This is a genomic window from Microbulbifer maximicatervae (SeqCode), assembly GCF_056231245.1.
Window position 1 is genome coordinate 2,796,594 of record NZ_CP174334.1, and the last position, 14,838, is coordinate 2,811,431.

9 protein-coding genes are annotated in these 14,838 nt (G+C 41.3%); 3 read left to right on the plus strand and 6 right to left on the minus strand.

Annotation, left to right across the window (positions count from 1 at the left end):
• Positions 1-320 precede the first annotated feature (320 nt).
• Both ACJJIS_RS12045 and ACJJIS_RS12050 read right to left on the minus strand, forming a co-directional pair.
• On the minus strand, positions 321-2,090 hold the full coding sequence (locus ACJJIS_RS12045) for a DUF885 domain-containing protein (protein WP_475708195.1): 1,770 nt from the start codon (positions 2,088-2,090) through the stop codon (positions 321-323).
• Positions 2,091-2,440: 350 nt separating this feature from the next.
• Positions 2,441-4,258 (minus strand): haloalkane dehalogenase, encoded by a 1,818-nt coding sequence (locus ACJJIS_RS12050; RefSeq protein ID WP_475708196.1) that lies wholly within the window; start codon positions 4,256-4,258, stop codon positions 2,441-2,443.
• 394 nt (positions 4,259-4,652) lie between these two features.
• Between ACJJIS_RS12050 and ACJJIS_RS12055 the strand changes: the two genes are divergently transcribed.
• Entirely contained in the window at positions 4,653-5,678 is a 1,026-nt protein-coding gene (locus tag ACJJIS_RS12055; protein WP_475708197.1) for a sensor histidine kinase, read from the plus strand.
• A 7-nt stretch (positions 5,679-5,685) separates the two neighbouring features.
• Entirely contained in the window at positions 5,686-6,462 is a 777-nt protein-coding gene (locus ACJJIS_RS12060) for a LytR/AlgR family response regulator transcription factor (RefSeq protein WP_444905556.1), read from the plus strand.
• Positions 6,463-6,530: 68 nt separating this feature from the next.
• Here the strand turns inward: ACJJIS_RS12060 and ACJJIS_RS12065 are convergent, their stop codons facing one another.
• Positions 6,531-8,501 (minus strand): alpha/beta hydrolase family protein, encoded by a 1,971-nt coding sequence (locus ACJJIS_RS12065; RefSeq protein ID WP_475708198.1) that lies wholly within the window; start codon positions 8,499-8,501, stop codon positions 6,531-6,533.
• The gene (locus ACJJIS_RS12070; protein ID WP_444905558.1) at positions 8,498-9,160 is read right to left on the minus strand and encodes a hypothetical protein; all 663 of its coding nucleotides are present in this window, start codon (positions 9,158-9,160) and stop codon (positions 8,498-8,500) included. Before ACJJIS_RS12070 ends, ACJJIS_RS12065 begins: the two co-directional genes overlap by 4 nt.
• A 110-nt stretch (positions 9,161-9,270) precedes the next feature.
• Between ACJJIS_RS12070 and ACJJIS_RS12075 the strand changes: the two genes are divergently transcribed.
• A complete protein-coding gene (locus tag ACJJIS_RS12075; protein ID WP_475708199.1) occupies positions 9,271-11,010 on the plus strand; it encodes a WD40/YVTN/BNR-like repeat-containing protein in 1,740 nt (579 codons plus the stop codon).
• Positions 11,011-11,114: 104 nt separating this feature from the next.
• On the opposite strand, the gene ACJJIS_RS12080 is transcribed toward ACJJIS_RS12075, so the two are convergent.
• A complete protein-coding gene (locus tag ACJJIS_RS12080; protein ID WP_444932950.1) occupies positions 11,115-12,512 on the minus strand; it encodes a tryptophanase in 1,398 nt (465 codons plus the stop codon).
• Positions 12,513-13,010: 498 nt separating this feature from the next.
• Positions 13,011-14,510, minus strand: a complete 1,500-nt coding sequence (locus ACJJIS_RS12085) for a vanadium-dependent haloperoxidase (protein ID WP_475708200.1) — start codon at positions 14,508-14,510, stop codon at positions 13,011-13,013.
• Positions 14,511-14,838 lie beyond the last annotated feature (328 nt).

The following is a 14,838-nucleotide window of genomic DNA, read 5'->3' on the forward strand; positions in this document are numbered from 1 at the left end:
CGAGCCAACCTGTTACATACAGCATGAAAGGCATAAGAGGAAGAGCCCCTCGGTTTGAAAAACAAAGCCATCGGACTTCCATCCCTAAGCCATTTTTCATGGTACCTCTCAAATTGGTACTTAATCAGATCAGATAACTTTAGGTGACTGATTAAAATCGTAACTGGGAAGGAAAAAACCACTATAGTAAAAAAATTAAACATAGCCCAATTCGGGAACCCAACTTATATAGCGCTGACACTTAGTCAAAAATTAATTGGCACCCAACTGTGTAGCTCAGGCTCGCAATAACACGAGCCCGAGATCAGACTTAAACGCAGCTACCCTTGCTTCTTATCCTGAATGAAATCCCTTACCTGCTCACTTAGTACGGCCATAGGAACATTGCCATTTCTCAGAATGATTTCATGGAAGTCCTTAATATCGAAGTCTTCACCAAGTTCATTTTGCATCAGTTCTCGCAAGGCGAAAATCTCGAGGGCACCAGAATCATAAGAAGTAAGCTGCGCAGGCATAACCGCCATTCGGTCCATCAGAGTCCTCGGGCCTTTTGCAAATGAAGCGCCAGAATCCTGCAAAAACTCCGCAACCTTTTCATCACTCCAATCGAGTACATGCATTGCGGTGTCCGCTACCATACCTCGCGCAGGCCATGCTCTCCTTAGGATCTTGGTTGACCCATACTGATACATTCCCGCTTCCTCCGCTAGATGTTCAGAGTACCTACCCCAACCTTCAGCAAAAGCAGAGTTAGACAAAGCATCTTCTATTTTGTGAAACTTTTCTTGCTCTTGTACGAGAGCAATTTGCATATGATGGCCCGGGTACCCTTCGTGGATAGTAACCTTCTCTGCAGAAGCGTAAGACTCATCCTTGTAAGTTGTCGGATCATATCCAAATCTCGCCTTGCGCTCCTTGGTGCCCGGAATATAGTGTGCGCTGCGACCTGATCCCTGTTCATGCTCAGGGATAGCTTTTACTTCCATTTCGATCAAAGGCATTTCATGGAAGAAGTCAACGGTTAAATCTCTAGACTTATCTACCAGGCGCTCATAAAACTGATGCATTTCATCAGCGCTATTAAATTTCTGAGTTTTATCCTCACTGGCCCTTGCCACTGCCTCAGAATAGGAATCTACTTGATAGAACTCCTTGCCTAAGCGAACCACTTCGCTCTTGTTTGAGTTGACAGCCCTTAAACCCAACTCAAAAACTTCTTCAGGTGTTCTCTGCAAAGTCGTATAAGAACGATACTGAGCCATATAACATTTACGGCCATTAGGAATCGCATGGATACCAAGCTCCGCTCTGGCTTCAGGTAAATAGGCAGACTCTAGAAAATTCTTGTAATTCTCCATTGAGGGGATAACGTAATCTGAAAGCACCTGTTTAAATGCAGCTTCAAACTCAGGGTCCCCAGCTTTCTTCGCTAACCCCAAGAACGGGTGCTCATCGATAGGTACTTGGGTCAAGCCATCAACTTGCTGAATGACTCGCTTAACCACACTCTGAGGTGCGGAGTAACCTTGCTCTAACCCCCGGCGGAGATTGGCTATTTCTTGCTCATAGTAACGAGCCGCGTCAAGCCAACGTTCAATCGCATCTGCCTTTTCTTGGGCTGTTTCAACCGGCTGAACCTCGGTCAAAAAGCCAAGAATGATATGAGGCCCAAACATATGATCAACAGACCAGAGTTCAGTCTTACACACCCTTAGGCCAACATTGGACTCTAATCGCTCTTTTAGTTTGAAGTAGAATACCTTCTCTTGATCACTTTTTAGACCATTAAGATCTATCTCTGCCAATTTATTGAGTATTCTGTCCTCAGATGCCGCTAGAGAGGCAGCGTTACTGGGGGAGTTACTTAAAAAAAGGTTGTGCCTGTCCAGCTCCATATCTGAGAAGTAAGCGTACGGCTGGAAGTTTTCTAAATAAGCTTCAGCATATTGATCCGCTAGATCATGGAGTAGCGCCGAGTTGTCAATAGCTTCCCTACCGGCCACATCAGTTTGGTTATCAGTAACTGAGCACCCCATTAGGACCGATGAAACTACCAATACACCTAAACCCGCTCTTTTTACATTAATCATTCTTATAAGACCGCAACATAAAACTCATTAAAAAGGTTTCTATAAAGAAAACTTCAATTTCCTATTTTATAGTAGGCACTGTAACAAAATGAGTTTCAACACCTCAAATGCGGAATATCGGCGAAGCGAGGATATTTATAGATAAATCCCAGGGATAGAGCGTGAAACTCGTTTAATTGGCAGAGTCACAAGTAACAAGCGCTAGCAACTTGACATAGAGACCACCTAAGCCTCCATTAACCTATGCACTTGAAGGGTATGGCGATGCATAAGAAGCCCACTTTAATAAAAATGGGCTTCTTAAAGAACAGTAATTCCTTATAACACCGATGAATGTTACTTCATTTATATTACGGCACTAACTGGTAGCTATTACCTAAGTCGTCTTGTACCACCTCAGCAATACCATCGATGGCGGAGACTTCTAATGGCTCACTTAGAATGCGACTTCTAAATGTCCAGCCTTCTGGCAGATTGAGGCGACTTCCCAGGTCTTTTAAATCGTCAAACTGAAGATCAGAGACCTCAATACGACTAAATGATTGCATAATATACACCTGCCCACTGATATCAGTTAGCTCATAAACACGACGGCCTTCATAAAACAACCAAGTATTATTCCTTAGTACTTGTCCAGGAATATAGGAAACACTCTCTCCGAGATCAGAACTATAATTCATGGTAGTCAATAAGCGCATTTCTAAGTCACCGAAAAAACGGTGTTCATCATCCGGACTAGGTGAGACAATATCGCCACCTAAAATTTCATCCACCACAAAAAAACGCGGCCCGTTAGGAATTGCAAAAAGCGCACCATACTCAATTTCTATATCGCTGAAGTTGATAGCATCCCACTGATTTTGGGGACAAAAATTAACACCCGGGGTACCCCAAATCTCTGTTGACTCCTCAGCTCCGTCTAGATAAGACAGTAATATCTCACAGTAGCGAAAATTAAAGAGTGGACCGCCAGCTTGCAATGGTTCCTCAACCGTAGTATTTCGCAAGAAATCTAAAAAGTGTATGGCCAATTCCTCGCCTACATCGTCTTGAATAAAGTGGCCTGCAGCAAAGCGCCTATGATCACCATCATCCGAACCTGGTACATGCTCCACCCACTTCTGTTGCGTTTCAATACTCCCCAAGTTGATATCATACTCACCGGCATTAAACATAAATGGGTTGTGAAAAGCTCCAAGTGTTTTCCAGGCAGAAAAATTCTGCATTTCAATGCCTACCATCATCGCAGGAAATGCTCGTATTGCCGCTTTATACTCAATATTTGGGTAGGGGGCGTTATACGCAAGTACTTCCTCATCACTTAGCAGGTTAATAGTCAATGTTTGTACCACATCTCCAGCAATTAATTCCGGTACACTAGAAGCATAGTTAATCCATTGTTGGAATCCCTCCACCCTGTCAGTCGATTTTGAAGTAAAGAATGTTTCTGCATCACCCAGTGATTCATCAATCTCAAAAGTCGGGTATATATAAGGATTTCCCCCCAATGGAATCACCGGAAGGTCACCATTCGCGACAACTAGCCTTCCGATAACTTGTGGCATATCACCTGCAATACGAAGACCAATAACACTTCCCCAATCTTGTACAAATAGATTAATATCAGTTAAATTTAACTTATCAATAAACGCCTTAGTCCAAGCAACATGTTGTTCATATTGATGAACTGTGACGTCGATCGGCTTGTCTGACCTTCCCATTCCAATATTATCTGGTGCAATCACTCGGTAACCGGCATCAGCAAGGATCGGGATCATTTTTCGGTATAAATAGGACCAGCTGGGTTGGCCATGTAGTAACAATATAACTTCGCCATTATCAGGCCCAACATCCACGTAATGCATATTTAAGCCGTCAATTTCTACGTAACTTGGCTCAAATTCATATCCTGAAAGGGAGTCAAAACAGGCATCGGGAGTAACAATATATTCCAAACCCGTAGCGGTTGCATATATTTCACTTTCAGACAATTTACAAGCATCGCTATTTGGACCTGTAACTAAGGGAATCTCTGTCCCTGAGACATCTTCAGAGTCATCCGAGTCACAAGCAACCAATAGGGAACCCAAAAAGCAGATACCGAACAGGCACCGGAATAGAGAGATATATTGGGGAGTTATAGATATAGAGACAAAAGAATAATTCATAATATAAACCTTCCTTTTACATTAAATATAAATTCCTTTAACTGGAGAGGATATTCATATCACCATCAGATCATCCACCTATAACAGAATTGTGCGGATGGTGAAAATCTCCGCACGACCAGAACTGTTGGAAGTTTTATCATTAATTAAACAGGGAAAACTCAATAAAAAAGCACATGACTAACCTCCGCCAATTTAAGAACCTGAGATACATAAACTTATGCTTAGATACTTAAAAATTTGCTTGCAATCGAGAATGTTTTGTATGAACGGTGCATATTTCAAGCTCAATGGAGCAAATGGCAAGTTTCTTTCATATAAGATTACCTATATCATTCACTGTTGATATTCTGATATATAAAATCGATATTGAATGCAATATAGGCAAGGAACCTTGTTTGAATTTCGCAAAATAAATAAGATCCAAGCATGGATATTTCTTCTAATTTGGCCATGGGTGAATATCTTTATCGTCTCTGCTACACTTTATTCACTTGAGTCACTAACCCCCCACCTCCTCCTGTTGGCTACAGCTAAAATATGGGGAACATTTATTTTTTGTCACCTTCTTTTCATTTTTATTGAAAATCTTCCCAACAGCCCTCTACGATTATTAAAAGAAAAACATACCTACTTACTTAGACCAATTGTAGTCATTTTTCTATTTATAAGCATTGCACCGGTCGTAGAACCCCCATTAACTTTTAAAGTACCTGATATTAAAATATTACCATTGGCGATAATACTACTTGAATCCACAGTTTATATTTTTGCCATATATATATTTCAACAGCAAAGTTTCTTCTATCGCTCGCAGCTTCATGCACAACAGGCAGAGCTACAAATACTTAAAATGCAATCTAATCCTCACTTTCTATTTAACACCCTAAATTTGATTGCATCAGAAGTCATTCAGCACCCATCAAAAGCTAAAGAGCTCATTTACAGCCTTTCCGATTTATTGCGCGACACAATCAACTTAACCAAAACCCAATGGATAACTATTGAGGAAGAACTAAGATTAATCGAGTTATACCTCTTGCTGCAGCAAAAGCGCTTTGAGGATCGATTCACCTTTGATATTGACTGCCCACAAAATTTGAATGGAATGAATATACCGTCATTACTACTAATGCCAGCTGTGGAAAATGCCATAAAGTACGGTATTGCACCCTACGCTAAAAGTGGTCATGTGAGTGTAAATGTCGAACTAAATAATAGCTACATAGAAGTGGAAGTTCAGGATACAGGGGCATGCTTTGATGACAAGAACATTACCTATGGTGAAGGATTACGTATTCTAACTCAAACATTAAGAGTCAACTTCAGTGACAACCACGCCCTCAAGTTAAATTCAAGCGGTGAAGGAGCAAGTTTGAAAATTCGCTTCCCACAAGTAAATTCATCCATAACCCCGTAGATTGAAAATGGCGAAAATGAATACTAAAAAAGTAATTATTGTCGATGATGAACCTGCAGCAAGATCCAATCTAATAGAAGTAATTAACACCTTCGATGAATTGAAAGTTGTGGCGCAAGTAACTGATGGAAAGTCAGCAATAAAGCAGATCGTAACCAAAAGCCCTGATATCGTTTTCCTTGATATTGAAATGCCAGAGGTGAATGGCTTTGATGTGGCCAATGCAACTCAACATATAAACTATCAACTTGTCTTTCTAACAGCCTATCAGCACTATGCCCTGCGTGCGTTCGACACAAATGCAATCGACTATTTGACAAAGCCTGCTCATCCAGAATTAATAAAGAAAAGCATTCGCAAGATATTACGGCAAGAGATGTATGCCTTAGGGCAACAGACGTCTTCGACAAGCGGAAACCGATTGGTTTTGAGTGATTACAATCAAATGAAGATATTTGAATATGACCAAATTAACTATATCGACAGTATCGGTCGTTATCGTCGCATCCACCTTACCGAGACAGGAGTTAAATCCCACAATACAAATACCATTATTTCAGATATGACACTTGACAGTTTCAGTGAGCAGCTACCTAAGGAAACTTTTTACCGATTACATCGAAGCTACATCATTAACAGCCATAGAATCCTTGAATTAAAGTTACAGTCACGACGCCATTTTGTCCGACTTTCCGGAACAGATACACTTATCCCAGTATCTCGCAGTTTTCTTTCCATCTTAAAGGAGAGTATTAAAGTCTCAGCTAGCTCTCTAATTGGGTAATAGATGGCTCTAAGTAATCCCACAAATACTGCTATGAAATTACTCCGAGCCTCCATAATCCCAGAAACCTACATGTTCTTTTTAAGGAAACTGATGATCGACCCAAAAATAGCTCTATGGTGCTCACTATCAGTAGGGCCATGAGCCATATCTGGATATAGTTTCCACTCATAGTCCTTATCAAACTTACTTAACATCATATTCATGCGGTACATATGTTCAACATCAACAGTTTCATCCTTCTCACCATGAATAATAAATACAGGCCTTTGAAGGTTTTGTGCCAGATATACCGGTGAAATGTCCTTCAGTTTGCCATAGTCTTTAACAGTATCTCCAACATTCTCCTGCATCCACTTACTTTGAGCCTCAGTTGCATAGGGTGAGTTCAGGTAGAGGTTAACATCTGTGACACCGGCCACACTGACTGCACAGCGGAACAATTGCTGGTGTTTGATAGCCATCATTAGTGCAGCATATCCACCATAACTCATTCCAACAGAACAAATTTCCGAAGACAAAATATCGCTTCGGTCACTTACCACCTTTGTTGCTTGAAATATATCTTCAAGCATTAAGTTACCCCACTGGTGAACACCCGCTTCCTCCAGCTCAGTTGAATAACCACTCGACCCTCGATAATTCACCCTTAAAACGGCATAATTATTCGCCACAAAGAACTGTGTATAGTAGTCAAAATACTGATGGTCAAAAACGCCAAGAGGACCACCATGTGGCATAACTATAAGAGGGAATGGCCCGTTACCTTTTGGCATGGTCAATATATAGGGAATATCCAATCCCTCCACTTTAACCTGCTCGTGGTATTGGCGACTCTCAAGCTGATCATTTAAATGTGGAAATTTTGAGGCCACTAGCTGGTCAATTTTCTGGTTTTTCCTGCTAATGAAATAACGTCCTGGCTGGCCGTGGCTCTCACTATAGTAAAGTTCTATAGTACTATCGAGGCTTCTTCCTACTGTTGTTTTTAGTAGACTCGCCATGCCATTTTTTTCTTGTCTATCCTCATCAATATATTGATATTCTAACCGTCCATTATGAACGACTTTTACACCAATCAACTCCCCTGTCGATTGCTCTATTACCAGATCGATAATATCGTAGCTATCAGATCGATAAGCTATGCTCTGTTCTCCACTAGTGAAATTGCAGCGGTAAACTACCCGATCTTTCTCCGAATTAGTATCTAAACAAAAGTAAGTTCCAGGCTCTGAACTTATAGACACCGGAATAAGGACTCCATGCTCTGCTCCGGGAGCGGGCTCCTCTTCCAACTCTTCTTCAGACCAACTCTTTATTGGGGCGGTAGAGTTTCCATCAACAACTTTACTCAGATGAAGCTTGCTGTCATTGAAAAACAAAACGGACTTTGGCTGGCCTGATGGATCAAAAAACCAGCGTATCGCATACCCTTCAACCGACGCCACTTCATTCTGAACTGTAAACTGGCCTCCATCTTTTCGTAAAAGTTTACTTGCTTTCTGTTTAAATCGGTTAAGCTTAGATACGTCAATACTGTATACCTTGGAGTAAATCCCACTTTTTGCATACAGAAAATGGCCCGGCCTGTTTGGCAACGCATGGACCAACCAACCCGGCGTTTTTACCTCAAATATTTCTGGAGGCTGGCCTTCGGAGCCTGATACATCAAGCACTAATAGTCGATAAGCTGGCTTGGTATCTAGTAAATTTTTAACACCCTTCTTGACTTCCTTAAACTGGGCAACAAGATACTTTGGGCCAACCCAACGGATAAATTGAATTGATGCATCCCTGGAAGTCAATGTTTCGAGATCAATTAGGGTATGACTAGATCCATCTTTACGACTCCAAATATCTAACTTTTGACTAGCGTCACTCTGCTTAATGGACGCTACCAACCTTCCATCTGGACTAACCTGTGCTGTTATAGTATCAACCGATTTAAAGTAGCTTTCTGCTGGCATTGCTACTACTGGACCAATTTTCACCAGAATGCATAACAAAACCAATAAAGCCCCTCGAAAAAAAACAATCATTGATTTATCTCCAGAGGACTTAACCAACTTTGCAAGAATTCATCTTGCACTCCCGCACCAGATACCAGAGGATACAACTCAGTTAATGAATTTAAGGCTTCTTGAACTCCATCTAAATCTGTTGCTATTCGATTTTTGAAATAGACCTCTACCGTATCTGACTTTCTTTGCTTACCTATAAACAAGCTGCCAATATAATTTGTTTTTCCAGCTTCCACATGAAAACGCCATGTGCGCCGCTTAGCAGTATCTAGTTTGTAGGGAAGATTGAAGTAAGGTGCATTTATTTGGGTAATTTGGTACAGGCCAGCAGGGACTGTCATCAGGTAAAAGCCTTCGGACTTATCCTTGAGGCTGACTTTATAACGACCTTTCTTTCGCAGTTTATATTTTTGCCCACTCAGCAGGTATTTATTTCCATTAGCGTACATCTTAGCAAACTCTATTGAGGGCGCAGTACCTCCTACATCGAGCTTTACCAAAACATACCCACGCCCGCCCTCTAACTCAGGCGGACTATCATAGGGTACCAATGACAGCGCCCGAGCAATTACTGATTCAGACACAAGGATTGCCGCAAATATTATGCCTTTAAGAAGAGTATTAACTCCACTTGCCTGATAGCCTATCGGCATCACGCTTCTTAAATTTAGTGTCAAAATAACACTTCCATATGTTTATTTATAAATAAGTGACAACGTTTTGAATACTATCTCAGAGCCAAATGCAATACAATTGGCAAGCTTTGGTCCAAATTATGGAGAATAATATGTCAGGGATGAACCCTCTCAGGTACGTTAAGTCTTGCCCACTTCTTTTAGCGGTCTGTTTATTATTTCTACAAGGTTGTGCGGGGCAAGTTAATATGCTACCAACATTGAAAGAAGACGCCCCTATTAGCGAACAAGATGGAATTGTTGTCGCTCGAATCATTAACGCCTCTGGAGTTGCCCTGCCGTTTAATCAACTCACAATTAACCCGGAAAACTTGAACGAGTCTAAATCCATAAAACCGGAACGTCTCCTTGCGGATCGACCAAAGCTAAATGGTACAACGGTATTTGCCTCTTCTGTCAAACCAGGGAATTACTCTATTAGTAGCATTCGGGCGTTCTATTCAAACGGTAATGGATGGTACAGCCGTTTCGTAAGTGCAGATGAGAAGCTGGGGACCTTTTCAGTTACGCAGGGTGAGGTCACTGATCTTGGTACTTTGATCTATTATCCAAAGCCACAAGGTGATAGATACCTTGACCTTTTGATTCGCGCGCCTGAATCAAAAGAAGGAGAGGTAATTGCAAAGCACTTTCCATTCATAAAATACGATCCTCAATCAATCAACGGGTGGCATATCGATGAAAATGATGAAGAGCGAGAGTCAGCTTATATATCCATTGCACAGAACCCCCTGACATACAGCGAAGAGTATATTTCTCCTGATAATTCCATCTACTTTCTTGGAAAGGTCGGCGTGTTTATGAAACGTACTCCCGACGGGGACTGGGAGCTTGATGCTGTTGACACCAATCATGAATTAACGGCTATCGCACAAAACAATCATGGTGATCTAGTAGTCGGGGGGAGTGAAGGCGCCCTATTCTGGCGCTCTGCTAAAGGGGACTGGCTAGACATATCATTGGAGCATAATACTCACATTGAAAACCTGAAACTTCTAGATACAGGAGAGATAGAACTTCTAGTTACTCGCGACTTTGAAGTGAATATTTATAGGGGAGTAGTAGCAAATTCACAAGTAAAGTGGAAACTTTTGAATCAATACTCCTCAAGATCAGGTCAAGGATGGAAGCATATTGCGGAAGTAAAAATAGGGGAAATGAAAGCCCACACCAAGAGTGACCAACATATATACAATACAACTATTTTTGAATTCAACGGCCAGAATTACATAACTGTCCGTGAGCAATCAACGTATGGAAGTATTATATTTTCGCCAATCAATAGCGAAATCTTCATCTATGATCCTGAAAGTTGGATGATCGAAAAAACAGTAGATGATTTTGACCTAAATGCAATTATTGACGCAGGCGCAGTTCAGTTAGGTGTCGAGGAAGCTGGCTTCTGGTCCTGGACAGGAAAGCCAACCTATTACAAAATTGATAAAAATGGCAACCAGGATAAAATAACTACGTACATTAAAGAATGTAAAGAAAGTAAATCTTCCAGAAATCGCTGTATAAATAGAAATTTCACATTTCGATCCGTTCCCTGGTTCTCAACTGACAATGAAGCCGTTGCGATTGTTGGTTTTTCACAAAGTAACTTTTCTGGTAGGGATCGTGAAACAGAAAACAGAATCTTAACAACAACGGATGGCGGAAAAAGCTGGATATCTACAGACAATAAACCACCTACAGATTACTGCACCTCTATAGTTCCTCTGGTTGCCGATCGTTTATTAGTTTCCTGCGATGGTGCCAATGGTGATTTCTACGAGTCGACCGACTTAGGGGCCAGCTGGAACCAGGTAAGGCAGCAAGATAATTTCTAGAAAAAATAAGGTGGATACAAACATCCAATGTATCCACCTTATTTTAGTTGTAAAATATACTAAAGAATGGTTTTACTATAATAGAAAAAATAGTTAATTATAGCTCAAATCTCTGTAAATCTGGCAGTAAAATGTCGTAGAACTTGTGGCTCATACTCGAAAGCTAGCCCCCGCAATTCATTGGCCCGCGAGCAAAGTTCGATAATCGCATCTGCTACATAATCCATATGATCATTTGTATAGACTCTACGTGGAATAGTAAGCCGCATTAATTCTAGATCTGCTTTCTTTTGTTCACCGGTATCCGGGTCCCGCCCAAGAAGTAAAGAGCCAATTTCCACAGCCCTGATTCCCGCTTCTAGATACAGCGCATTGGTTAACACCTGTGCCGGAAACTGCTCTGATGGAATATGGGGAAGAATCTTCGATGCATCTACAAAAACTGCATGCCCACCTGTGGGATATTGAATGGGTACTCCAGCAGATCTCAATCGCTCTCCCAGATAGGCCACTTGGCCAATTCGGTAGCTCAAATAGCTCTCATCGGCAGCCTCATAGAGCCCCCGGGCCAGCGCTTCCATATCGCGACCAGCCATCCCTCCGTAGGTCACAAAACCCTCCATAGGGACGCAGCGGGTTTGTACGGCTTGAAACAGTTCCTCATTGTTTCGAATACAGCAAAGGCCACCAATATTTACCATAGGGTCTTTTTTTGCGGACATTGTCAACATGTCCCCATATTGATACATCTCGCGAATAATTTCTAAAATCGATTTCTCTTGATACCCCTCTTCCCTTTGCTTTATAAAGTAAGCATTCTCGCAATATCGAGCCGAATCAATTACCACTGGGATATCATACTTAGTAGCAATTTCATAAACTGCCTGCATATTTTTCATGGACACAGGCTGACCACCAGAACTGTTACAGGTCACAGTAGTTATAATCGCACAGACATTGTGGCTTCCGTGCTCCTCAATAGTGGCAACCAGGCGTTGTAAATCAAAGTTACCTTTCCAGTCGTATGCTGTCGTGGTATCAAAAGCACGTTTATCCACCACATTAATTGCTTTTCCGCCATTTAACTCTATATGCCCTGCAGTAGTATCAAAATGATAATTTGAAATAAATACAGGCTCCGTCCCTCCACGCACTTGACGCATACGCTCAATCAGCGCAGGAAACAAAATTTGTTCTGCTCCACGCCCCTGATGTGTAGGAACAACCAATTTATACCCGAAAAAATGCTCTACTGCATTGCACAAATTGTAGTAGTTTCGGCTACCGGCATAGGACTCATCACCAAGCATCAAACCCGCCCATTGATTATCACTCATTGCACCAGTACCTGAATCTGTCAATAGGTCAATATAGACATCATCACTGCGCAGTAAAAACGGATTTAATCCAGCCTTATTGAGTGCAACCTCCCTATCTTTATAGGTTGTCATCTTGATCGGCTCAACCATTTTTATACGGAAGGGTTCAGGGATTCGCTTCATCACAATTATCCTAACAATACCTGCCATACTGCAGGCAATAACAATCCAATTATTATAAGTAAAGTAATTAGCATAAGAGAAACAGGACCGAATTATATTTTAATTAAAGTTAAGCCCTGTAAAACATCTAAAAACTGCAGAAATACATCAACGGGATATTGTTCCCTACTGAGATTCAGGCTCCTCTGTCAAAAATCATTGTCAAGTATTTCACTTCTTAACTTATGGTACAATAGGCTGCATTATCTATATGGCCTTTTCAGTCACTTGAGTGAACTTATTATCGGGTTCTTAGGTTCACATTTCTTGTGATCGAAAGCCACTCTAGATTTCCCAAGTATCGAGATAAAAGATTATCTAATGACAACTTAGCTCACATTTTAAACATAGATGAACAGAGGTCCCAGAATAGAAACATCTAACTTATAAATGAGGCAGAAGATACTAATTGGATCCGAGCTTATCAATTAGTGATTCTTCTGCCCCACGTCATCTCTCTTAGTTACCTTCTAATTTTGAGAGGTAAAACTGAAAAGCACGATGTGCCACTTGATGACCTATCGCCTGCCCTGCAGGTACTGAAGGCTCAAAGTGTACACCTCCCCATACACGACTATTACCACAGTCCTCTTCAAATGAAGTCCAGGTAGGGAAATATAGATTCAAGTCAGTTTGTGGTGTTACACCAGGTTCAATCTGAGAGCTGCCAGACAGAGCAGTTACAGAATATCCCAAAGTATCGCCTTGAGGTAAAAACAAGCGGCTTGTCTCGGCATGCGCAGCACAAAAGCTAGCTGATGCGGAGGGGTACTCGGGATGATCAGCTACAGGCAGATAGCTAGTCCACTGACTGGCGGGTAAATCATCCACGGTTCCCTTTCCAGCACCACCCCAAGCCGTTACAGGTTCATCCTTATAAATATATCGAACAGCAGAAAAAGGTCTTACTGAGTTATGGCGACGCTTTTCCTTCCAGATAGCAATAGCAGTATCAAAAGCTGCCATATTAGTCAGGAAGTCATAGTGTATGAAATCCATCAGGGATAAAGCTTGAGATTCAGATGCAAAAACGGCAGCGAAGCCTAAGCTGAATATCTTCATATCAAATAACTCAGCTTTCATCTTCTGCTCATCAGTTAAATTCGCTGATGTCGCCAATACATCATTTACTTGCGCTACGTAACTGGGGTAGTTCCAAATTTTGGATTTAATTGGTATCGGCGAAGTGAACTCATCAGGAGATTCGTAGCTGTAGGGCGTAGTCAATGCAATTTGAGGAGTTACGAACTGCTGAACCCGAAATACGCCTGGTCGCTCCATTAAAACTGCCGGCTGCCATTTTGATGGAAAACGCAGCTTGTAGGCAGAATTAGCAGGTTTAAAGTCGGTATAATCGGCATAAGGCAAGCGATGATAAAGCTGGTTACCTTCATTACCTAACTGATTCATCCCATCATTGACACGTCCTTCCAGAACTTTTCTGCCAGCATAATTTCCTATACCAATTGGTGTCGTCGTATCTTCTGAAATATTTTCAGGATCTAACCCTAGCTCAATTAGCATATCATCCCATTCAGATACCAAATGGGGAAATAAACCACTTAGTACTTTGTGGGAAGCATAGGTCAATGCAATATTTAACTCAGTATTATCTGTCGGCTCTGTCATTCGACTAATATCTGAGTAAACGCCCTTTGCTGTCGGATGATAAGGTGCTGTTGCATCAAACCAGGAGTTAGTGATTAGCGTTGTAAAACGGAGTACCAACGTCGCATCATTTGCAGCCGGAGACACTTCGAAGATTGCACAGGCTGCAGCTGGGATTATATTTTGTACCGCAACATTACAAGTTCCTAGCTCTTCAGAGCTACATTTTGGAGGCAATGAAACGTCCTCTAACTGAGGACAACTGATGGCCTGCGCTTGCCAGCTTGCTGACACAAATACTAATCCTATAATACTTTTTAAAGCTTTTTTATAAGTTACATCTTTTAGCATTGGATTTTCCTTTTTGCTATATCCATGTGACCAATGTAGCATTCTAACTACCGATCACTTTCTAATGATAAACACCTAAAAACACTTTAAAACAGACTGTTCTCTCCCCCATTTCAATTGTAAATGACCATAATTCCTGACATTCTTTTAGTGCCGACAGCACTTGTATTATCAGAATCTAAAATTCAAAACCAACAATTAAGGCAAGCTAATGAAATTACTTGCAAAGTAATTACTTGTAAAGATACCAGCTCACAGAAACAGTAATTTTTTGAGATTCAAATTATTGGCAAGCCCTTTTAAAAAGACAACAATCCATTTTTTCTTT